The 20,413-nt window shown below is 65.0% G+C and carries 19 protein-coding genes and 1 tRNA gene; 7 read left to right on the top strand and 13 right to left on the bottom strand.

Annotated elements, in window-relative coordinates; all coding sequences use genetic code 11:
• The 8 genes from HZA32_13415 to HZA32_13380 all read right to left on the bottom strand — a co-directional run bounded on the left by HZA32_13415 (position 1) and on the right by HZA32_13380 (position 7,863).
• Positions 1–906, bottom strand: coding sequence for an alpha/beta fold hydrolase (locus HZA32_13415; protein MBI5425070.1), 906 nt, complete (start codon positions 904–906; stop codon positions 1–3).
• Positions 906–1,943 carry a 3-oxoacyl-ACP synthase III gene (locus HZA32_13410; protein ID MBI5425069.1) on the bottom strand — a complete coding sequence of 346 codons (1,038 nt, stop codon included), beginning with the start codon at positions 1,941–1,943 and terminating at the stop codon, positions 906–908. The genes HZA32_13415 and HZA32_13410 overlap by 1 nt, the downstream gene beginning before the upstream one ends.
• Positions 1,944–2,043: 100 nt before the next feature.
• On the bottom strand, positions 2,044–2,865 hold the full coding sequence (locus tag HZA32_13405; protein ID MBI5425068.1) for an SDR family oxidoreductase: 822 nt from the start codon (positions 2,863–2,865) through the stop codon (positions 2,044–2,046).
• Positions 2,862–3,314, bottom strand: a complete 453-nt coding sequence (locus HZA32_13400; GenBank protein MBI5425067.1) for a beta-hydroxyacyl-ACP dehydratase — start codon at positions 3,312–3,314, stop codon at positions 2,862–2,864. Before HZA32_13400 ends, HZA32_13405 begins: the two co-directional genes overlap by 4 nt.
• Positions 3,315–3,321: 7 nt before the next feature.
• Complete coding sequence (locus HZA32_13395) at positions 3,322–4,761, bottom strand: NAD(P)/FAD-dependent oxidoreductase (protein ID MBI5425066.1); 1,440 nt, start codon at positions 4,759–4,761, stop codon at positions 3,322–3,324.
• A 77-nt stretch (positions 4,762–4,838) separates the two neighbouring features.
• Positions 4,839–6,275 carry an NAD(P)/FAD-dependent oxidoreductase gene (locus tag HZA32_13390; GenBank protein MBI5425065.1) on the bottom strand — a complete coding sequence of 479 codons (1,437 nt, stop codon included), beginning with the start codon at positions 6,273–6,275 and terminating at the stop codon, positions 4,839–4,841.
• 77 nt (positions 6,276–6,352) lie between these two features.
• Positions 6,353–6,607: an acyl carrier protein gene (locus HZA32_13385; GenBank protein MBI5425064.1), complete on the bottom strand. Its 255-nt coding sequence runs from the start codon at positions 6,605–6,607 to the stop codon at positions 6,353–6,355.
• Between the two features lie 17 nt (positions 6,608–6,624).
• Entirely contained in the window at positions 6,625–7,863 is a 1,239-nt protein-coding gene (locus HZA32_13380; GenBank protein MBI5425063.1) for a beta-ketoacyl-[acyl-carrier-protein] synthase family protein, read from the bottom strand.
• A gap of 74 nt (positions 7,864–7,937) precedes the next feature.
• On the opposite strand from HZA32_13380, the gene galE reads away from it, so the two are divergent.
• Positions 7,938–8,933 (top strand): UDP-glucose 4-epimerase GalE, encoded by a 996-nt coding sequence (gene galE / locus HZA32_13375; protein ID MBI5425062.1) that lies wholly within the window; start codon positions 7,938–7,940, stop codon positions 8,931–8,933.
• Between the two features lie 15 nt (positions 8,934–8,948).
• Here the strand turns inward: galE and HZA32_13370 are convergent, their stop codons facing one another.
• A complete protein-coding gene (locus tag HZA32_13370) occupies positions 8,949–10,382 on the bottom strand; it encodes a sigma-54-dependent Fis family transcriptional regulator (protein ID MBI5425061.1) in 1,434 nt (477 codons plus the stop codon).
• Between the two features lie 102 nt (positions 10,383–10,484).
• On the opposite strand from HZA32_13370, the gene HZA32_13365 reads away from it, so the two are divergent.
• Entirely contained in the window at positions 10,485–11,237 is a 753-nt protein-coding gene (locus tag HZA32_13365) for a site-2 protease family protein (GenBank protein ID MBI5425060.1), read from the top strand.
• A gap of 75 nt (positions 11,238–11,312) precedes the next feature.
• Positions 11,313–11,388, top strand: a tRNA-Ala gene (locus HZA32_13360).
• A gap of 69 nt (positions 11,389–11,457) precedes the next feature.
• Here the strand turns inward: HZA32_13360 and HZA32_13355 are convergent.
• Genes HZA32_13355 through HZA32_13345 form a run of 3 tightly spaced genes read right to left on the bottom strand, consistent with a single transcriptional unit; the run spans position 11,458 to position 13,527 of the window.
• Positions 11,458–12,336, bottom strand: coding sequence for an energy transducer TonB (locus tag HZA32_13355; GenBank protein ID MBI5425059.1), 879 nt, complete (start codon positions 12,334–12,336; stop codon positions 11,458–11,460).
• A 45-nt stretch (positions 12,337–12,381) separates the two neighbouring features.
• Positions 12,382–12,807, bottom strand: a complete 426-nt coding sequence (locus tag HZA32_13350; GenBank protein ID MBI5425058.1) for a biopolymer transporter ExbD — start codon at positions 12,805–12,807, stop codon at positions 12,382–12,384.
• Positions 12,808–12,819: 12 nt separating this feature from the next.
• Positions 12,820–13,527 carry a MotA/TolQ/ExbB proton channel family protein gene (locus HZA32_13345; protein MBI5425057.1) on the bottom strand — a complete coding sequence of 236 codons (708 nt, stop codon included), beginning with the start codon at positions 13,525–13,527 and terminating at the stop codon, positions 12,820–12,822.
• A 122-nt stretch (positions 13,528–13,649) separates the two neighbouring features.
• Between HZA32_13345 and HZA32_13340 the strand changes: the two genes are divergently transcribed.
• The 3 genes from HZA32_13340 to HZA32_13330 all read left to right on the top strand — a co-directional run bounded on the left by HZA32_13340 (position 13,650) and on the right by HZA32_13330 (position 16,901).
• Entirely contained in the window at positions 13,650–14,312 is a 663-nt protein-coding gene (locus HZA32_13340) for a dTMP kinase (protein MBI5425056.1), read from the top strand.
• A 38-nt stretch (positions 14,313–14,350) separates the two neighbouring features.
• A complete protein-coding gene (locus tag HZA32_13335) occupies positions 14,351–15,337 on the top strand; it encodes a DNA polymerase III subunit gamma/tau (protein MBI5425055.1) in 987 nt (328 codons plus the stop codon).
• A gap of 172 nt (positions 15,338–15,509) precedes the next feature.
• Complete coding sequence (locus HZA32_13330; GenBank protein ID MBI5425054.1) at positions 15,510–16,901, top strand: MATE family efflux transporter; 1,392 nt, start codon at positions 15,510–15,512, stop codon at positions 16,899–16,901.
• Between the two features lie 6 nt (positions 16,902–16,907).
• On the opposite strand, the gene HZA32_13325 is transcribed toward HZA32_13330, so the two are convergent.
• Complete coding sequence (locus tag HZA32_13325; GenBank protein ID MBI5425053.1) at positions 16,908–17,678, bottom strand: alpha/beta fold hydrolase; 771 nt, start codon at positions 17,676–17,678, stop codon at positions 16,908–16,910.
• Between the two features lie 133 nt (positions 17,679–17,811).
• Here HZA32_13325 and mutS point away from each other — a divergent pair, with 133 nt between their 5' ends.
• A complete protein-coding gene (gene mutS, locus HZA32_13320; protein MBI5425052.1) occupies positions 17,812–20,361 on the top strand; it encodes a DNA mismatch repair protein MutS in 2,550 nt (849 codons plus the stop codon).
• Positions 20,362–20,413: the final 52 nt, after the last annotated feature.

The raw sequence follows: 20,413 nt of genomic DNA, 5'->3' as shown, positions 1-20,413 counted from the left end.
TCACACGCGCCGGTTGCCCGCGTCCCCGGTCACGTGCGCGGCGATGCTTTGCACGACCCTGCTCCCGCCGTCCTCGATCAGGTAGTGGCCGACGCCTTCGAGCAGTTCGTGCTGCGCGTCGGGCAGTAGCTCGCGCCAGCGGCGGAAGTAGTGTCGGTTGAAGCAAAAATCATCCGCACCCCACAACACCGCGACGTCGCGCTCGCGCAGCAGCGGCAGGCGCGACTCGATCTCTGCGAGCGCGCGGTCTGATGCAGTGCCGCGTCCGCTCGGGATGTCGACGACGAAACGGTGCGTCGCGATGCGGTTGGCCCACGAGTCGTAGGGGAAAAGAAAACCGCGCTTCACGTCGCCCGGTAGCGGCTGCGAAACCGCCATCCACGTCGCGGGCCACGCAAAGCCGTTGCCGCCGCGCACGATCAGCTCACCGAGCAACGGCGCGCGGCAGAGCCGGATGCGCAGCGGCACGACCGTGTCGGCGAATGCTGCGGTGTTGAGAATCGCGACACCGCCGAGCTTCTCCGGCTGCGGCAGCAGCGCGCCGAGTCCGATCGGCCCGCCCCAGTCGTGGACGACGAGGTGAATTTTGCGGAACTGCAGCGAATCGAGGAGCGCGCGCAGGTTCGCGACGTGGTTGGGCAGCGTGTAGTCCCATTGCTGCGGTTTGTCGCTCAGGCCGCAACCGAGGTGATCCGGCACGATGCAGCGCATCCGGCCGCGCAGCGCGAGCACGACGTCGCGGTAGAAAAACGACCAGGTCGGATTGCCGTGCACCATCACGACCGCTTCGTCGGAGCGCGGGCCTTCGTCGACGTAGCTCAGTTCGCCCGCGGGCGTCGCGAAGCGTTGCGGCGTGAACGGATAGAGTTTCCGCAGCCAGTCCGGGAGTTGTGCGGCGGGCGTCATCACCACTCGAGCGCGAGCATGAGGCTGTTGATGCCGCTGCCGATGCCGAGCAGCGCGACTTTTTGCCCGTCGCGCACGGCGCCTTGCTCCACGGCGCGGGCAAGCGTCGTGGGCAGCGCGGCGGACCCGGTGTTGCCGAGTGTTTCGAACGAGGAGAAATCCTTCGCGAGATCGAGGCCGAGCGTCTCGTAGAGCTTGCGGCGATGCGCGCTGCCGACTTGGTGGCAGATGAAGCGGTCGGGGGTTGCCTCGTCCCAGCCGCTCTCGCCCTTGAAGTCCGCCCAGGTGCGCCGCGCGACGTCGATGCCGGCGATGAGCAGCTGCTCGGAATCGGTTTCCATCGAGAGACCGTCGCCCGCGCTGTCGCCTTGGCAGAGATCGCTGTGGCTCGTGTCGGCCAGCGCAGCGCCGGCGACGAGACGGTGCCGCGGCGCGCCGGCGGGCAACTCGTCCTCGTGGCACACGACGGCCGCGACGGCGGCGGAGCCGATGGTGAGGTTGGCGAAGAACGGCTTGATCGCGTTGCGGTCGAGATTGGCGCCGAGCAGGTGCTGAATCGTGCGCTCGACGAGCGGGCGTCCGTTTTCGCCGGAGACCACAATGCCTGCGCGAATCTGGCCGGCGTCGATCATGCCGCCGAGTAGCACGAGACCGTTAAGGAAACCGAGGCAGGCGTTCGAGACGTCGAAAACCTGCATGCCGCCGCCGAGGCCCATCTTGTGGTGCACGAAGGTCGCCGTCGCCGGTTCGAGCATATCGCGGCACACGGCGCTGTGCATGAGCACCTGAAGTTTCGCGGCGGGGATTCGTGAAATGCCGAGCAGCTTGCGCCCAGCAGCGGCGCTCGCGTCGGAAGGCCGCGTGCCGGCGGCCCACATGCGACGCTCGCGAATGCCGGACATGAGTTCGAGGCGCCCTTCCGGCAGGCGCAGCCGTTCATACATCGGCTTCAGCTGCGCTTCGATGGCGGCTGACGACCAGACTTCGCCCGGCTCGACCGCGGCGATGGACTCGATGCAGGCGTGCGCGAATTTCATGCGGCTGCGGCATGCGCCTTTGGCCCGGAGGAGTCGGCTTGCAGGCGATAATTTGTGGTCGCCTGCAAGCAGGCTCCTACATGTTGCGGCCGCGCTCGGTTCATGCTTTCGGTGCCTCCGGCCGCATGGCGAGGTGGATGATGTCCTTGTCGAAGTAGTTCGAGCCAAGGCCGCCGTCCACGACCAGCGTCGTGCCGTTCACGCCACTGCTGCGCGGGCTGAGGAGAAAGAGCGCGGCGTTGGCGACCTCCTGCGTCTCGAGCGCGCGTTTGCGGAAGGTCATTTTCTCCGCGTAGAGATAGCTTTCGAGATAACCGGGAATGCCAGCCGAAGCGCTCGTTTTAAGCGGACCGCTGCCAAGGACGTTGACGCGGATGGCGGTGTCGGCGCTGAGCGACTTGGCGAGGAAACGCGCGCAGGATTCCAGCGCGGCTTTGATCGGGCCCATGTAGCCGTAGTTGTCGGGTGTCACGAGCAGCGAGGAAATGCCGATGGTCACGACGGAGGCGTCGCGCGCGAGGTGCGGCTTGAAGGCGCGCGTCAGCTCGACGAGCGAGAAGGCGGAGATGGCGGTCGCCTGCAGGAAGTCGCCGCGCTTCGTCTCGGCGAACGTCTTGAACCCTTCGCTGTAGTTCGCGAATGCGATCGAGTGAACCAAGCCGTGCAGCGGCGCGAAGCCGGCGGCGGCGACATCGGCGGCAAGTTTCTCGCCCGCGCCCTCCTGTTCGACGTCGCAGACGAAGACCGGGCGGTCGGCGAGCAGGGCTTCGAGGGATTTCCTGCGCGCCTCGGAGCGCACCGCGTAGACGACGCGCGCCCCCTGCTCTTCCAGCGATTTCGCGATCAACCACGCGACGCTCTTCTTGTTGGCAACGCCTTGGACGAGGAACGTTTTGCCCGCGACTTGGAGGAAATCGCTCATGCCGTGGTGACCTGGCCTTCGGGTTTCTTCCACGCGACGGCGAAATCGACGTTCATGATCTTCTTGCCGTCCGCAGATTTCATGAGGCCGGTGAGGAAATGAAACTCGCCGGCGGTCTCCTTGCGCTTCACTTCGATCGTCACGGTGTCGCCCGGGTAAACCGGCAGACGGAAACGGATGTCCGAAACCTTGGTGAGCAAAGGAACGCCGCCGCCCTGCCCGGCCGAGCCCGCCATGAGTTTGGCCATGAGACAGGCGCCGGATTGAAAGACGGCTTCGCTGAGCAGCACGCCCGGTGTGATCGGTGCGCCCGGATAGTGGCCTTTGTAGAAATCCTCCTCGGCGCGCCAAGTGCGGCGCGTGACGATGGTCTCTCCGTCGTGGGACACGATGGCGTCGACGAACAGAAACGGCGGACGGTGCGGGATGAGTTGCTCGACTTCGTTCACGGGGAAATCAGGCGGCGGTGCGCTTCGCGGCGGCGAGGGCCTTGTCGATCTGGTTGGCCACGATCACGCCGTAGTTAATCGTGCCGAGCCAGCCCGACATGATGATGCCGACTGAGCCGGCGTGGTAGAGACCGGGCAGCTGCGTCGGCAGGTCCATCGAGATTTTCAGGCCCTCGAACTTCGTGCCGAACGACGTGCCGTGCCAGTGCTTCGTGTAGTATTCGACGGTGCGCGGCGTCGCGGCTTCCTTCCACTCGATCTTGCCGCGAATGTCCGGGATGAAGCGCTCGAGCGACGTGATCGATTCCTCGATGAGGCGCTCCTTGTGCTTCGCGTAGTCGTCGTCCGACAGGGCGGCCCAGTCCTGATACTTCGCGTTGATCGACACGACGACGGTGTAGCGGTCGGTGCCGGGACGGGTGTCAGGGTAATACATCGAGAACGTCCGGCTCGTCGTGTGCAGGCCGACGAGCGCTTCGCTCGAGAATTTCGGCTCGTCGGACGTGAACACGAGGTCGCCGATGTGCGGCAGCGTCTCGCCTTTCTTGATGCCGAGGTAGACCTGGCACGAGCTGCTGTTCACGCGCACGGCTTTGGTGGCGGCGACGAACTCGGGTGTGAAGTTCTCCTCGCCCGCCATGCGCAGCACGGTGTTCTTGACGTTCGAGTTCGAGAGCACGGCGCCGCAGCGGATGGTTTTGCCGTTGGCGACGACACCGCAGACGCGCTTTCGGCCGTCGACTTCCTCGGTGAGGATTTTCTCGACGAGGACGTGCTTGCGGATTTCCACGCCGTTCTTCTTCAGCTCCTCGGCCATGCGCTTGATCAGGACGTTCGTGCCGCCTTGGAACGTGAAGACGCCCTTGCTCATGAAATTCGAGAACACGATGCCGAACGTGATCGCGGGGTCGTTCATCGTGGAGCCGTTGGCGTAGGCGATCGGCTCCATGAGGAGTCGCTTCACGTCGTCGCGGCCCGGGAAGTAGCGCTCGAACATCTCGCCGGTGGTCTCGGTCGAGTTGTCGTAGAAGTTCATCGCGCGCAGGTCGGTGAAGAAACGCTCCACCGTCTCGGCGGGGATCTTGAACGTCTCGATCAGTTGGCGCGTGAAGTCGTCGCGGTCGAACGTCGTGTCGATCTGGAACTGCGGGTTGATGAACCGCACGCCTTTGAGCTGAACGATGGCGTCGGCGATGTCCTGGCTCCAATACTTGCGGCAGGACTTGATCATGCCGTGCGGGAAACCGTGCAGCGAGATGTCGAAGATGTGTCCGCCTTTGCGGGTGAACCACGTCGCGAGGCCGCCGAGTTGGTAGTGGTGCTCGAGCAGCAGGACCTTGTGGCCGCACTTGGCCAGCACATTGGCGCCGGTCAAGCCGCCGAGGCCGCTGCCGATGACGATGACGTCGTAGTGATCGTGGGTTCCTTTGAGCCAGTCGTAGGCCATGAAAGCGGCCCAAGTAAGAGTGCGCGCGGAGGCAGGGCAACCGGGAAGTTGAGGCAAGCGCCCGGCGGAAGGCGGCGCTATTTCGCGCTCCCCTGCAGCACGTGGTAGTTGGCCATGGAGATTCCGCTGAGCATGGCACCGATGATGCCAAGGAATCCCTGGTCGGTGCCGCAAAGGTAGAGGTTGCGCAGGTGTGTGCGGCCGTCGCGGATCTTTTGCGGCGCGCCGTAGATCGCGCCGTTCAGGTGGCCGGTGAACTTTTTCACTGTGCGCGGCGTGAACATGTCGGTGGTGACGAGTTGCGCGGCGAGCGCCGCGTCGTCCACCGGCGGCAGGAAACGCCGCGCGCTGCGCTGGATGGCGTCGAACCAGCGGCGTTTCCCGGCTTGGTAGGCTTCCTCGGGGAGGTTTGCCCACCGGTCAAAGTTCGCGAGGCAGGTGACGCGGACGAGGCCCTCGGGCAGGTCGGCACCGTCGGGATACGCGAAGTTGTTCGGGAAACAGATGACGCCGCTGCGGAGGTCCACAGGCTCGCTCGCGCGCTCGTAGGCGAAGCGCGGCGAGTCATTGAAAAAGATGATCGTGTCGGCGCCCCAACCCCACGTCGCCGGCGCGGATTGAAAAACGGAAATCGTTTCCGCGTAAGAAAGCTGGCCGGTGTTTGCGGCCGCCTCGGCGGTGCGGGCCGGCTCGCACAGACGCATTGTCTCGGCGAAGCCGGCTGACGAGATGACGTGGTCGGCGGTGATCTCCGAGCCGTCGTCGAGGATGAGCGTAGCGGCGCGTCCGTCGCGCTCGACGATGCGGGCGACGCCGCACTTCATGCGGCGCTCGCCGCCGGCTTGGCGGAATTTCTCGAGCAGCACGCGGATGATCACGCGCACGCCATCGAGCGGCCGGGCGAAGCCTTCGAGGTAGAGCGCCTTGAACATGATCACGAACTGGCCGAACTCCATGTCCCGCTCCTGCGCGCTGCCGTAATACATCACCGGGCAGAAGATCATGTCGGTGAGCAGTGGGTCGCGGAGGTGCTGGGCGACGACTTCGCGCGCCGAGCGCGGCTGGGCGTCGAGCGACACGTCGTCGTAGGTGCGGACGAGTTGGACGAGGCGGCTCCAGCCTTCGGCTTCGTGCGGGAATTTCTCGCGCACCTCGGCGTCGAGCACGGCAAAGTCGTTGGTGAAACGCAGCGCCGTTTCGCCGCGCGGGCCGAAGGCGATCTTTGATTGCTTTTGCGGGCAGAGCGCGAACTCGTCGCGGTCGATGCGGAGCTGGCGGAGGAGCTTCGTGAGCGGCGTGCCTTTGACGCCGGGCGGCACGAAGTTGGTCATCGCGTGCAGGCCGACGTCGAACTTCCGGCCGGCGATGCTGTAGAAACCATTGAGCCCGCCGGGGGCGTTGTGGCGTTCGAAGATGCAGACTTTCTTGCCGAAGTGCGCGAGACGGATGCCGGCGGCGAGGCCGGACATGCCGGCGCCGATGATGACTGCGTCGTAGTGGCTGGAGGTGTGCATCTGCCCGTCGCGATCCGGATAAAACAAAGGGCGCAGCAAGCTGCGCCCCTACTCTCGCGTGTTCGTCGGGTTCCGGTTCAGCCCTTGGCTTGGAACTTCGGCGTCAGGTATTCGGCGCAGCTGTCGAGCGAGGCGAGCTGCATGTAGTCGGCTTCGGGGACCTCGATGCCGTGGCGCTTGCGGAGCTCCATGACGATGTCGAGGAAGTCCATGGAATCGAGCTGGAGCTGGTCGCGCAGACGGACGTCCGGCTTGATGGCCGAGAGATCTTCGTCGGGGGCGATGTCGGAGATGATGTCGATAACCAGCTTCTTGCAGGCGTCTTTCGTCATGGTGTGCGGAGGTGAGGTCAGGCAGTAAATCGCTTGATGATCAGCGTGGAATTAATTCCGAGCATACCGAAGGAATTATTCAGGATGGCGTCAACCCGTTTAACCGAGCGCGGTTGGTTGAGCACGAGGCCCGGGATATCGCACTGGGGATCAAGCTCATCGACGTTAATCGTTGGGTGAACCACGAGGTCGTCGAAGCTGGGCAAGTTGCCCGCCAGCTCCAACGCGCCGGCCGCGCCCATGCAGTGGCCGATGAAGCTCTTCGTGTTGTTGATCGCGACGGGTTCCTTGCGGTCCTTGAACACGGCGGCGATCGCCTGACACTCCTGGATGTCGCCTTGGGGCGTCGAGGTGGCGTGCGTGTTTACGATGTCGATGTCGTCGACGGTCATGCCGGCGTTGGCGAGGGCCTTGCGGACGCACTCGGCCTGACGCTCGGGGTTGGGCAACACGTAGTCGGTCGCGTCGGAGTTGACGCAGTAGCCCGCGATCTCGCCGTAAATCTTCGCGCCGCGCGCCTGCGCGTCCTCGAGGCGTTCGATCGTGTAGAGGCAGCCGCCTTCGGAAATGACGATGCCGTTGCGCGCCTTGTCGAACGGCCGGCTGGCCTTAGTCGGGTCGGCGTGGGCCGCGAGGGCGTTTTGACTCTTGAAACCAGCAAAGATGCCGAAGGTCTGCGGACTCTCACTGATGCCGCCGGCGATGGCGAAATCGACTTCGCCGAGGCGCAGCATCTGCGCGGCGTGGATCAGGCCCATGTTGCCGGCCGCGCAAGCGGCGCCGATCGTGTAGGCGGGACCGGTGATGCCGAGATTGAGCGATACCTCGCCCGCCGGGTTGTTGGCGACGGTCCGCGGGTTGTGGTGGTGCGTCCAGAACTTCGTGTCGTATTTGAACTGCGAGATGTTGTAGACCTCGTTTTCGGTCTCGACGTTGCCGTGCTCGGTGATGCCGACGTAGATGCCAATCCGGCTCTTGTCGCGCGTTTCAACGTTCACGCCGGCATCGGCGAGCGCCTCGCGCGCGCAATACACGCTGATGCTGCCCGCGCGGGTGCCGATGCGGACGTCCTTTTTCTTCTGATATTTCAGAGGGTCGAACGTGCACATGCCCGCCGGCCAGCGTCCCATGTAGCGGACGTCGACGGTCGTGATGCCGGAAATGCCTTTCAGCAGGTTCTGGCGAAACTCGGCCAACGTATTGCCGTTCGGCGCGGTGAGGCCGACTCCGGTGATGACGATGCGGGTTTGCTTCATGTGGCGGGCGGGAAAATGGACACGGAATTGCCTAGCCACTGCGAAAGCAACCTCAATAGAACTTTGTCTGCCCTATGAAAGTGCTCGTCGCCGGCGGAGCCGGTTACATCGGCAGTCACTGCGTGCGCCAGCTCCAAGCCGCCGGCCATCAACCCGTCGTGGTCGATAATCTCGTCTACGGTCATCGCGCGGCGGTCGCGCCCGACGTGCCGTTCTACGACGTGAACTTCGGCGACGCTGCCGCGATCGATCGCGTGTTCGACGCGCATGCGATCGATCTCGTGATGCACTTCGCCGCCTACTGTTACGTCGGTGAGTCCGTCACCGATCCGATCAAATATTACCGCAACAACGTCGCCGCCCCGCTCACGTTGTTGGAGACGATGCTCAAGCGCGGGGTGCGGAAATTTGTCTTCTCTTCCACGTGCGCGACCTACGGCATCCCGCAGCGCATGCCGATCACCGAGGATTTGCCGCAGGCGCCGATCAATCCCTACGGCCAGACCAAGCTCGATCTCGAAAACCTGCTCAAGGCGCTCGCCCGCTCACACGGCGTGAGTTTCGCCGCGTTCCGCTACTTCAATGCCGCCGGCGCATCCGAGGACGGCGCAATCGGCGAGGACCACGATCCCGAGACACACCTCATTCCCGTGTCGATCCGCGCCGCGCAAGGGCTTTGCCCTGCCCTGCAGGTTTTCGGCACGGATTACCCGACGCCCGACGGCACTTGCCTGCGCGACTACGTCCACGTCGACGATCTCAGCCGCGCGCACATCGCCGCGTTCGACAAACTTGGCACGCCGGGCACGAAACTCTTCTACAACCTCGGCACCGGCACGCCGACGTCCGTGCTCGAAGTCATCAAGGCCGTCGAAAAAGTCAGCGGGCTCAAGGTCCCCGTCACCTACGCGCCGCGCCGCGCGGGCGATCCGCCGGCGCTCTACGCGGACGCCACCAAGGCGAAGACCGAACTCAGCTGGACGCCGAAATACACGCACATCGAACCGATCGTCGAGACCGCGTGGCGCTGGCATAGGGCCCGCCCCAAAGGCTACGGCGACCGCAAGTAGCCCCGCCAGCGCGGATCAGTGTTTCTTGGCCGCGCGCTTCTTCGGCGCGAGCGCTTCAGGGGCCGGCAATTTGTCGCCGAGCAGCTGCGCGAGTGCTGCGCGCTCGTTGCCCGGGTGCGCGGCTGCGATCGCGGCGAGCAGGCGGGCAGCGAGTTCCTCGACTGAGTCGGCGGTGCTCGCGAGTGGTGCTGCCGGTGCGACTGACGCTACGGGTGCGCCGGTCGAACTGTCGGCGGCGAGCGCGACGTCCTCCTGTTCGCCGGCTTGGCGAACTTCGTCGGGCAAATCGCGCGGCAGGATGGCGTCGCCGGTCGCCGCCACGGCGCTGCGGTAGACGACGTTCTCAAGTTCGCGCACGTTGCCGGGCCAGCGATAGCGGCAGAACAGCGCGAGCGCCTCCGGCGAGACTTTGCGGACCTTCGTCTTCTTCGCTTTGAAGAGGCCTTGGAGGAAAAAATCGACGATCTGCGGCACGTCCTCGACGCGCTTGCGCAGCGGCGGAAGCTTCACGCGGACGACGTTGAGCCGGTAGTAGAGGTCCTCGCGGAATTTCTTCTCCTTCACGAGCACCTCGAGATTCTTGTTCGTCGCAGCAACGACACGCACGTTGACCTTGATCGTCTCGACGCCGCCCACGCGCTGAATCTCGCCTTCCTGGAGCACGCGGAGAATCTTCGTCTGCGTCGTCGGCGTCATGTCGCCGATTTCGTCGAGGAAGATCGTGCCGCCGTCGCAGAGTTCGAACTTGCCGAGGCGCTGCGCGGTGGCGCCAGTGAACGAGCCGCGCTCGTGGCCGAAGAGTTCGCTCTCGATCAGGTTTTCCGGAATCGCGGCGCAGTTGACCGCGACGAACGCCTTGGCGGAGCGGTGGCTGTGGCGATGGATGGCGCGCGCGACGAGCTCCTTGCCGGTGCCGGACTCGCCCGTGATCATCACCGAGGCGTCGGAGGCGGCGAATTGGCCGATCGCCTTGAAGACTTCCTGCATCGCGGGCGAGGTGCCGACGATGCCTTCCTTGTGCTCGTCGGAATTGACCACCGGCTGGTAGCTGCTGGCGGACTTGCTGTCGGCCTGCGTGCGCAAAGCGCTCTCGACCAGCGCGAGCAATTTCGGCGGATCGAACGGCTTCACCACGTAGTCGTAGGCACCGTATTTCATCGCCTCGATCGCCGTCTGCGCGGTGCCGTAGGCCGTCATGAAAATCACCAGCTGCCGCGGGCTCGCGGCGCGGATGTGCTGCAGCGTCTCGAGGCCGGTCATGCCGGTCATGCGGTTGTCGAGCAACACGACGTCGGGCGCCTGTTTCTTGACCGCCGCCACGCCCTCCTCGCCGCTCGCGGCCTCTTGCACGCGGTAGCGTTGGGAACTGAGCACGCGGTTGAGCGAGTAGCGCACCTCGGTGTCATCATCGATGACGAGAATGGTGGGTGCCGGAGCGTCGGTGGACATGGATTGTATTAGCGCTTTCGAGAGCGATGGTTCTACTTAGGGCCGATGTTAGGGTGGTCAATTAATCTGTTCCGCATCTTTGGCATACAGCTCGCGATCCACGTGAGCTTTTTGCTGCTGCTGGCCTACTTCGGTTGGGAAGGCTGGATGGATGCGGGCGCGACAGGCGCGCTGTGGAGTTTGCTCGTGGTGACATTGTTCTTCGGTTGCGTGGTGCTGCACGAATTAGGCCACTCGCTGACCGCCCGGCGCTACGGCGTCCACGTCCCGCGCATCCTGCTGATGCCGATCGGAGGCATGGCGGAGTTCGACCGCATCCCGCGCCGGCCGCGCGCGGAGTTGCTCATCACCGTCGCGGGCCCGGCGGTGAACTTCGTGCTCGTGGCCGTCTTGCTGCCGCTGGTGTGGCGCGACCTCTGGTCGGAGCAGGCGGTGCCCGCCTACGGTTCGCAAATGACGCTCATCCAGCTCGCGCTCGGCAATCTGGTGATGGGGACGTTCAACTTGCTGCCGGTGTTCCCGATGGACGGCGGGCGCATCCTCCGCGCGTTGCTGGCCCGCAAGATGGATTACCTCAAGGCCACTCGCCGCGCCGTTCTCATCGGGAAGATCGCCGCGCCGTTGCTCGCGTTGGCGGCGGCGTATTTCCTTCACTGGTATCTGCTGTCGGTGCTGTTCATTTTCATCTTCTTTGCGGGTGACGCGGAATACCGCCAGTTGCTGCGCCGCGAACGCGAGGCGGCCTACTGGGCGGAGTGGACCCAGCGCATGGCGGCGGCCCAAGCGGCGGCCGCGGCGAACCCCGACGACCCTTCCCAGCCGCCCCCACCGCTGGTTTTCCACGGTCCGAACTAAGTTTCGGCATCTCGTTCAAAAAGGCCTTGCATTCGCCCGGCAAACTCCGCTTTTTGGCCCTCCGCAGTTCTTTGTGGGCTCGTAGCTCAGTTGGCAGAGCGCCTCAATGGCATTGAGGAGGTCGTCAGTTCGAATCTGATCGGGTCCACCACTTTAAACGAAAAACCGCCGGAGCGATCCGGCGGTTTTTTCTTTTCTCCAGTGCGTTACGCCGGGTCGGTCAATCGACGTCGCGCATGCGGAACGTCAGCACCCAGGTGCTCGTCTTGCCGTCTGGCCGGCGTTTGCCCCATGCGAGCTTCTTGAAGGACGCCAACGCCGCCTGATCGAACTCCGCGTTGCCCGACGATCGCGCGACGCGCACGTTGCCGAACTCCCCGTTAGCAGTCATCAGAAAGGAGATGTCCGCGGTGAGCGAGTCCGAGACGCCAGTGGGCTTCAGTTCATCGAAGATCGGCTTCAGCTCATTCTTCAGCAGCGTCTGGTAGACCAAAAGTTCGTCCGCCTCCTCGCGTGAGAGCGCTTTGCCGCCCCCGCCGCCGCGCTTGTTCGCGGTCGAGCCACCGAGCACGCCTTCCTTGATGCCTTCAACGTCGACGCCCTTGACGCCGGCGTTCGCCTTCGCGGCGCGAGCTTCGGCGGCTTTGCGCGCGGCCTCCTGCTTCGCGATCTCGCGGTCGATCTTCCTCTTCTCGTTCAGATACGAGACGAGTTGCTTGTTCTTCATCTTGTCGACGACCGCCTTCGCTTCCTTCGTCAACGGCTCCTTCGGCTTCGGCACGTCCTTGACCTTTTGTTTCGGCTTAGGCGTCTCCTTCGGCGGCGTGGGAATGACGTCCTCGGGAGGCGGAGTTTTCACCGTCTCGACGACCGGATCGGGCTGCGGCGCGACTTCCGGCTGGCGCACAGGCGCATCCGCCGGCGGCGTGATTTTGGGCGCCATGAGCGTGTTGCCGAGTTTGGCGGCGACCAGTTCGTCCGGCGCCGTGGGCGGACCGGCGACGAGATCGAAAATCACCGGCGGCCGCTGCTGCGATTGCACCTGCGCGATGTAGAGCGAAAGTCCCGCGATGATCGCTGCCACCGCGGCGTGCAGCATCAACGAAGCAAAATAGGCGCTGGGGGAATTCGCGCGCATCGGCGCTCAGGGAGTCTGCGTGTCGAAAGTGACCTTGGAGAGACCGTTCTGCTTCAGGGCGTCCATGACGCTGATGAAGTGCTGCGCCGTCGCCTTCTGGTCCATGCGGATGCGGAAGACCGGCGGCTTCGCCTCGGCGGCGTAGGTCGCGAGGGCCTTCTTCAGATTCGCAATCGGCACCAGCTTGCTGCCGAGCGTGCACGTGCCGTCGGCCTTGATGCTGATCGTCTCGAAACGCGTGTCTTTGTCCGGACGCGATTGCTCGCTCTTCGATTCGACGGGCAAATTGACCGGGACCGTCTGTTCCGACTGGATCAGCGGCGTCGAGATCATGAAGATGATCAGAAGCGTGAACGCCAAATCGATGAGGTTGGTGACGTTCAGCTCCGAGATCGGATGCGCGGCGCGCGCGCGGCGGAAAGTGCGGGCCATGGTGACGGCTCCTTATTTCTGCATCTCCAATTCGATGCGGTCCGCGAGCGTGCTCGCGTAGTTCTCGATCTCGGTCGTGAGCGTCTTGGTTTTGTTCAACAGGACGTTGTAGCCGACGACGGACGGAATCGCGACCACGAGGCCGGCGATCGTCGTGAGCAACGCCGCCGAGACGCCCGGCGCGAGCGTCTGGATGCTCGCCGTCTGCATCACCGACACGGCGCTGAACGCCTCCATGACGCCCCACACCGTGCCGAGCAGGCCCATGAACGGCGCGACCGTCACCATCGTCGCGAGCCACACCATGCTCTCCTCGTAGCGGAGCACTTGCCGCGCGAGCGCGCGGGAAATGGCGTTTTCGGCGTGTTCGAGGCGCGCGTGCAGCGAGTCGTCGCCCTTCTCCTTGCCGATCGCGGCGGCGCGCCAGTAGGATTCCGAGGCATCGGCGAAAAGATCGGCGTAGGGAATCGAGCGCATGTTGCGGAACGACTCCGGCAGATCGAGCAGCTTGCGCTCCTCGCGCAGGCGTTGTTCGAACTGGTAGTTGCGCGCGCGCAGTTTGTTCAGCTCGGAGTTCTTGCCGAGCATCACCGACCAGGCGACGACGCTGAAGATCAGCAGGATGGTGGTGATGACTTGGCCGACCGGATCGCAGCGGGCGAAGACTTCGACGATGTTGGTGGTGGCGAGAAAAAGCGGCGCCGAGACAGGGCTGAGCATGACGCGCCGAGTGTTGGCGCGATTGTCCGGCGCAATCAAGGGGTTTCCTCCCGCGGCCGCGCGGAAAAACGGTTGCCGCCAATCGCTCGCGCGCGTTTCGTTTTCCCACCTCCCGCATTCCCATGCCCAACAAGTCCAAACTCGCTGGCAAACTCATCTCGTTCGAGGGCTCCGAAGGCTCCGGCAAGTCCACGCAAATCATGCGTCTCGCCGAGCATCTCCAGAAACTCGGCCGCGAAGTCATCGCCACGCGCGAGCCCGGCGGCACCGAGATCGGCGAGCAGATCCGAAACATTCTCATCCACAATCATCGCGGCGACGAGATGTGCCCGGAGACCGAGCTCCTGCTCTTCACCGCCGCCCGCGCCCAACTCGTGCGCGAAGTCATCGCCCCCGCCCTGCTCCGCGGCGCCGTCGTGCTGAGCGACCGCTACCTCGATTCCTCGACCGTCTACCAAGGCGTCGCGCGCAACCTCGCCCCCGATCCGGTGAACCAGATCAACCGCTTCGCCGTCGGCAACGTCATGCCGCACCTCACCATCGTCCTCGACGTGCCGACGGAGGTCAGCCTGCAGCGCGTCCGCCAGCGCGCCTCCGACCTGCCCGACCGCATGGAGCGCGAGAACATCGAGTTCTACAACAAGGTCCGCGAAGGCTACCTGCTGCTCGCGCGCCAGTGGCCCGAACGCGTCGTCGTCATGGACGGCACGCAGGCCCCCAACGCCCTCGAGGAACAAATCTGGGGCGCCGTGCAACTCCGCCTCCTCGACCTCCAAACCGCCTGAGCCCGCGCACCGGTCCTTTCCCTACCGGCCTCCGTCCCCTGTCCTCCGTAACTCCAGCTCCCTGGCCCGACACGCTCGCCGGCACGCCCGCCGTCTCCGTGATCGAGCGCGCGATCGAGCGCCGCCGTCTCGCGAACAGCCTCCTGCTCCACGGCGAGAACCTCGCCACGCTCGCCACCGTCGCCCACGGCATCGCCGACCGCCTGCTCAACGACCCGCGCACGCCGAGCCAGTATTTCGCGCCGAAGCAGCACCCGGATTTTTTCGCTCTCCGCCCCGCCGGCAAGATGCGCCAGATCGGTGCCGACGCCACGCGCGACCTGATCAACCGCATCCAAGTCTCGCCGCAGGTCTCGCACCGCAAGGTCGCCGTCGTCTACGAGGCCGACCGCATGAATGTCGCCGCGGCCAACATCTTCCTCAAAACCCTCGAGGAGCCGCCCGCAAGCACTGCCATCCTGCTGCTCACGACGCGCCCCTACTCGCTCCTCGCCACCATCCGCAGCCGCTGCCTGCACTTCCGCTTCACCGACTCCGGCGCCGAGGCGCTCGCCGGCTGCGAGCCCGACTTAATCGCGTCCTGGCAGCAAGCGCGCACCGCCTATGCTGCCTGGCTCGGCAAGCTCGCCGATGGCGCCGCCGACAAGCGCGCCGTGGCCGACCAGGTGATTTCCGTCTACGGCCTCACCACGCGCTTCAACGCCGTGCTCTCCGCCGCCACCGAGCAGGCGTGGAAGCAGCAAAAGGAAAAGCTTCCGGACGATCTCGACGACGACGAAGTCGACGCGATCCAGACGGGAATCACGAACGGCATCCGCCTGAAGCTCTTCGCTGAGCTCGAGCACGCCACCCGAGATTTCGCGCTAGCCCGCCTCGCGGCCGGCGACGAAGCCGCGCGCCGCTCGACCGTCGCCGCCATCGCCCAACTCGAGCACGACGTCGGCCTCCTGCGCCTGAATCTGAACGAAGCCGCCGCCTTGGAAAATTTCCTCCTCAGCTCGCTGCGGATCTGGTCGCGACGGTAGGGCGAGTCGTCCCGACGAGCCGCTCGGCCGCGGCGCGCGCCTCTTTCCCTTTCGCGGCTCGTCGGGACGACTCGCCCTACCTCTCCGCCGATTTTGGCCGGACGCTCTCCTCCTTGACGGGAATTCGCCTTGTCTTGGCGCGGCGGCGGCTGTCTGTGGTTCCTCCCGCCCGATGAACTCGTCGAATACCAAAGCCGCACCGACTCTGCTCCAGATCGCCTGGCCGATCTTCATCGAGCAGTCGCTGCGCATACTCATCGGCGTCGTGGACACCTTCATGGTCAGCCACGTGTCCGACGGCGCCGTCGCGGCGCTGGGTGTCGCCAACCAGTTCGTCGTGCTGGCGCTAATTTGTTTCAACTTCATCGGCATCGGCGCAAGCGTCGTCATCACGCATCACGTCGGCGCGGGCGACGCCAAGGGCGCGGAGAAAATCGTCACAACCGCCATCGCGGTGAACACCTGGATCGGTCTCGCCGTCAGCCTCGTGGCGTTCACGTGCGCCACGCCGCTGCTGCGCCTGATGCAGTTGCCCGACGAGCTGATGGTGCACGCCCGGCCGTTCCTCACGCTGATGGGCGGAACCTTGTTCATGGAATCGATGAACGTCTCGCTCGGCGCCTCGCTCCGCGCGCACGGCCACACGCGCGATGCGATGGTCGTCACGACGCTGCAGAATCTGATCAACATCGGTGGCAGCTGCGTGCTGCTCTTCGGGCTCTTCGGCGCACCGAAGATGGGCGTCACCGGCGTGGCGCTCGCGAGCGTCTTCAGCCGTGTTGTCGCATGCATCATCCTCTGGGTGCTGCTCGATCGCCGCCTGAAGCTCATGCTGCGTGCGCGCGACTTCGTCGATGTGAGCATGGACCGCATCAAGCGCATCCTGCACATCGGCCTGCCGGCCGCCGGCGAGCACATGAGTTACTGGGTGTCGCTGATGGTGATCACGAGCTTTGTCGCCCGCATGGGCTCCGAGAGCCTCGCGATGATGACCTACACCCGGCAGGTGCAGTTGCTGGTGATCCTCTTCTCCATCGCGCTCGGTCTCGGCACCGAGCTGCTGATCGGCCGCCTCGTCGGCGCGGGCGATTTCGAAGGCGCCTATCGAGAGGTGATGAAAAGCGTGCGCATCGGTTTCGCCATCTCGACCACGGCGATCGTGCTCGTGGCGATTTTCGCGAAGCAACTGCTCGGACAATTCTCGCACGACGCTGTGGTAGTCGCGGGCGGAGCGTTTCTGCTGCTGATTTCGATCCCCTACGAGCCAGGTCGCGTCCTGAATATTGTCATCATCAATGCGCTCCGCGCCACCGGCGACGCGCGTTTCCCGATCTCGATCGCGGTCTTCTCGCAATGGTGCTTCAGCGTGCCGCTCTGCTGGCTGTTCGGCCTGAAATTCGGCTGGGGACTCGTGGGCGTCTGGGTGGCCATGGCGGTCGAGGAATGGGCACGTGGTCTCATGATGCTGCGCCGCTGGACGAAGCGCTCGTGGCTCCCGCATGCGCAACGCAGCCGCGATGCCGTCGCGAGCGGCGGCCGGCTGCCGATGGTGTCCGAGACCTGATCCGCCCTATCCATCGAGCACCGCGCGCACGAACGCCTCGCGCGCATCCATGTGCGGATTGTGGCCGGCTTCCGGGATCGTCGTGAGCCGCGCCTGCGGAAAGTGCCGGCGAATCGCTTCGTGGTCGCTCTCCTGCACGTAGCGTGACCGGCCGCCGAGAATGAACTGCGTTGGCCTTTCGTAACGATCGGCGGGTGTCAAGGCGTCCTTTTCGAGTCGCGGCAACTCACGTGTGAGCACCGGCAGGTTGATCGCCCACGACCACTCGCCCGCGTCATTGCGCGCGAGATTCGTCGTGAGAAATTTCCGCATGCCCAGGTCAGGCACGCGCGCCTCGAAGCGCATCTCGGCCTCCTGCCGCGACTGGAGGTTCGTCAGATTCAGCTCGTTCATCGCCATGAACTCCGCGCGATGCCCCTGCCAGCTGTAGTCGCGCGGTGCCACGTCGACGACCACGAGTCGCTGCACGCGCGCCGCATGGCGGCAGGCAAGCAGCATCGCGATCTTCCCGCCCATGCTGTGTCCGACGATCGTCGCCGCCGGCAGCCCGCGCGCGTCCATCCACGCGAGCACATCGTCCGCCATCAGCTCGTAGCTCATGTCGCCCGCGTGCGGCGAGCGGCCGTGATTGCGGGAGTCGAGCGCGACGACGTGAAAGCGCGTTGCGAGGTCGCGCCCGGTCGTTTGCCAGTTGCGCGACGAGCCGAGCAACCCGTGCAGCACGATCATCGGCGGATTCCCCTGCCCGCCCAAATCGACATGGAAAAGATTCACCACGCCGCACACGAAGCACACGCCGCCCCACAAAACCAGCGCGAAAAGCCCGCGCCCCTTCCGGGGCGATTTTCTGCGTGCCCTCCGGCCGTTGGTGGTTCAAGAAAGCCCGCTCATGTCCGAAAAGCTCACGCCGATGATGCAGCAGTATTTCGAGGTCAAACGCGGCCTCCCGGCGAACACGCTGCTGCTTTTCCGCCTGGGCGATTTCTACGAGATGTTCTTCGAGGACGCCGAGGTCGCCTCGCGTCTGCTCGGGATCACTCTGACCAAGCGCCAAGACTACCCGATGGCGGGCATCCCGTTCCACGCCGCCGACAACTACGTCACCAAGCTCCTCGCCGCCGGCAAAAAGGTCGCGATCTGCGACCAGGCCGAGCCCGCCAAGGCCGGCAAACTCGTCAAGCGCCAGCTCACCCGCATCCTCTCGCCCGGCACCACGCTCGCCGCCAATCAGCTCGAAGCCGCGAAAAACCACTACCTCTGCGCCCTCGAGCTGAACAAACACGGCCTGCACGCCGCGTGGCTCGACGTCTCGACCGGTGAGTTCCGGGTCGCGACCGACGCGCGTCCGGAAAATCTCCTGCCCGTTCTCACCGCGCTCGACCCCGCCGAACTTGTCCTCATCGAGGGCGACCTCGAAAAATGGAAGGCCGCGCCGCACGAGGAGCACGTCACGCACAACCTCCAGCACTTTTGCGCCGAGCGTCTCATCACCGAGTTGCCCGGCTACCATTTCGAGATCAGCGGCGGCGCGAAGACCGTGATGGACGCGCTCGGCGTGCTGAATCTCCAAGGTTTCGGCCTCGCCAACAACCATGCCGCGCTCGGTGCGGCCGGCGCCGTCGTTTACTATGCGACGGAAAATCTCTGCGCGAAGCCGGAAAACCTCCGCTCGCTTCAGGAATACCGCAGCGCGCACACCCTGCTCCTCGACCCCGCGACGCTGCGCAACCTCGAGATTTTCGCCTCCATCCGCGGCACCCGCGACGCCTCGCTGCTCGGCGCCATCGACCGCACCACGACCGCCGCCGGCGCCCGCCTGCTCGAACGCTGGCTCGCCGCGCCAACTCTCGATCTCCCCGAAATTCGCCGCCGCCAGACCGCCGTGGGCGAATTCGTCGCCCAACCGAGCGACCTCGCGAACATCCGCGAACTGCTCAACAAAGTCCGCGACATCCCGCGCATCCTCGGTCGCCTGCAAAACCGCCTCCGCAACCCGCGCGAACTCGGCGGCGTGCGCGACACGCTCGCGCAGATTCCCGCCATCATCGCCTGCCTCGACCTGCTCGACTCGCACCTCGTCGGCAGCCACGGCGGAGAAATTTCCAAGGTCCGCGCGCGCCTCACCGACTTGCCCGCGCTGCGCGATCTGCTCTCGCAAGCGCTCGCCGACGAACTCCCCAACGACCTCGCCGACGGCAATTACATCCGCGCCGGCTACGACGCCGAGCTCGACCGCCTGCGCAGCCTCACGACCGACAACAAGAGCTGGCTCGCCGAACTCGAACGCCGTGAGCAGGAGCGCACCGGCATCAAGAGCCTCAAGGTCCGCTTCACGTCCGTCTTCGGTTACTACATCGAGGTCACCAAGGCCAACGTCCACCTCGTCCCCGCCGACTACGTCCGCAAACAAACGACGGTGAACGGCGAGCGTTACGTCACCGAAGACCTCAAGCTGAAGGAAAAGGAAATCTTCTCCGCCGAGGAGAAATCGCTCGCGCGCGAGCAGGAGCTCTTCGCCTACCTCGTTGGCGCCGTCCTCGCCGAAGCCGCCGCGCTCCAGCGCACCGCCGAGGCGCTCGCCGAACTCGACGTGCTCGGCGGCTGGGCCGTGCTGGCGCGCGAGTGGGATTACTGCCGCCCCGACCTCGACGAAGGCGACTCGCTCTCGATCACCGACGGCCGCCATCCCGTCGTGGAGCAGATGATGAAGCAGGAACGCCTCGGCCTCGCGGGCAGCTACACCTTCGTGCCGAACGACGCCGCGCTCTCCGCCACCGACGCGCAGATCATCCTCCTCACCGGTCCGAACATGGCGGGCAAATCCACTTACATCCGCCAAGTCGCGCTCATCACGCTCATGGCGCAGATCGGCTGCTGGACGCCCGCCAAGGCCTGCCGACTCGGACTCGTGGACCGCATTTTCTCCCGCGTCGGCGCCAGCGACGATCTCGCGCGCGGTAACTCGACCTTCATGGTCGAGATGAACGAGACCGCGAACATCCTCAACAACGCCACCGACCGCTCGCTCATCATCCTCGACGAAATCGGCCGCGGCACGTCGACCTACGACGGCCTTTCGATCGCGTGGGCCGTCGTCGAACACCTGCACCGCTCCGCCGATCGCGGTCCGCGCACGCTGTTCGCCACGCACTATCAGGAACTCACGCAGCTCGACAAACACCTGCCGCGCCTGCGCAACTTCTCCGTCGCCGTGAAGGAGTGGAACGACGACATCGTGTTCGTGCGCCGCGTCGTCGAAGGCGCCGCCGACCGCAGCTACGGCATCCAAGTCGCCCGCCTCGCGGGCTTGCCGCTCACGGTGATCGACCGCGCCAAGACGATCCTCAGTCAGCTCGAATCCGACGAAGTCACCGTGACGCTCCCCGCCGCACCGCAGGCGAAGCCGAAGAAAAAGATCACGGTCGAGCCGACCGACGACTCGCAGTTGAACCTGCTGTAAGGGAGGGCCCGTGTCCTCACGGGCCGTTCTCTCGTTCGCGGCCCGCGGGGAC

The organism is Opitutia bacterium (assembly GCA_016217545.1).
In the GTDB taxonomy this organism is placed as follows: Bacteria; Verrucomicrobiota; Verrucomicrobiia; order Opitutales; family Opitutaceae; genus Didemnitutus.
Note: the sequence above shows the minus strand (reverse complement) of the source record. Positions and strands in the feature narration are given on the sequence as shown.

What these genes read in the sequence shown, in the direction of transcription:
- HZA32_13330 (MBI5425054.1), top strand. Translation starts at nt 15,510, where the DNA reads ATGAACTCGTCGAATACCAAAGCCGCACCGACTCTGCTCCAGATCGCC.
- HZA32_13390 (MBI5425065.1), bottom strand. Translation starts at nt 6,275, where the DNA reads ATGCACACCTCCAGCCACTACGACGCAGTCATCATCGGCGCCGGCATG.
- HZA32_13415 (MBI5425070.1), bottom strand. Translation starts at nt 906, where the DNA reads ATGACGCCCGCCGCACAACTCCCGGACTGGCTGCGGAAACTCTATCCG.
- HZA32_13380 (MBI5425063.1), bottom strand. Translation starts at nt 7,863, where the DNA reads ATGAAGCAAACCCGCATCGTCATCACCGGAGTCGGCCTCACCGCGCCG.
- HZA32_13340 (MBI5425056.1), top strand. Translation starts at nt 13,650, where the DNA reads ATGCCCAACAAGTCCAAACTCGCTGGCAAACTCATCTCGTTCGAGGGC.
- galE (MBI5425062.1), top strand. Translation starts at nt 7,938, where the DNA reads ATGAAAGTGCTCGTCGCCGGCGGAGCCGGTTACATCGGCAGTCACTGC.
- HZA32_13395 (MBI5425066.1), bottom strand. Translation starts at nt 4,761, where the DNA reads ATGGCCTACGACTGGCTCAAAGGAACCCACGATCACTACGACGTCATC.
- HZA32_13370 (MBI5425061.1), bottom strand. Translation starts at nt 10,382, where the DNA reads ATGTCCACCGACGCTCCGGCACCCACCATTCTCGTCATCGATGATGAC.
- HZA32_13350 (MBI5425058.1), bottom strand. Translation starts at nt 12,807, where the DNA reads ATGGCCCGCACTTTCCGCCGCGCGCGCGCCGCGCATCCGATCTCGGAG.
- HZA32_13405 (MBI5425068.1), bottom strand. Translation starts at nt 2,865, where the DNA reads ATGAGCGATTTCCTCCAAGTCGCGGGCAAAACGTTCCTCGTCCAAGGC.
- HZA32_13345 (MBI5425057.1), bottom strand. Translation starts at nt 13,527, where the DNA reads ATGCTCAGCCCTGTCTCGGCGCCGCTTTTTCTCGCCACCACCAACATC.
- mutS (MBI5425052.1), top strand. Translation starts at nt 17,812, where the DNA reads ATGATGCAGCAGTATTTCGAGGTCAAACGCGGCCTCCCGGCGAACACG.
- HZA32_13355 (MBI5425059.1), bottom strand. Translation starts at nt 12,336, where the DNA reads ATGCTGCACGCCGCGGTGGCAGCGATCATCGCGGGACTTTCGCTCTAC.
- HZA32_13385 (MBI5425064.1), bottom strand. Translation starts at nt 6,607, where the DNA reads ATGACGAAAGACGCCTGCAAGAAGCTGGTTATCGACATCATCTCCGAC.
- HZA32_13410 (MBI5425069.1), bottom strand. Translation starts at nt 1,943, where the DNA reads ATGAAATTCGCGCACGCCTGCATCGAGTCCATCGCCGCGGTCGAGCCG.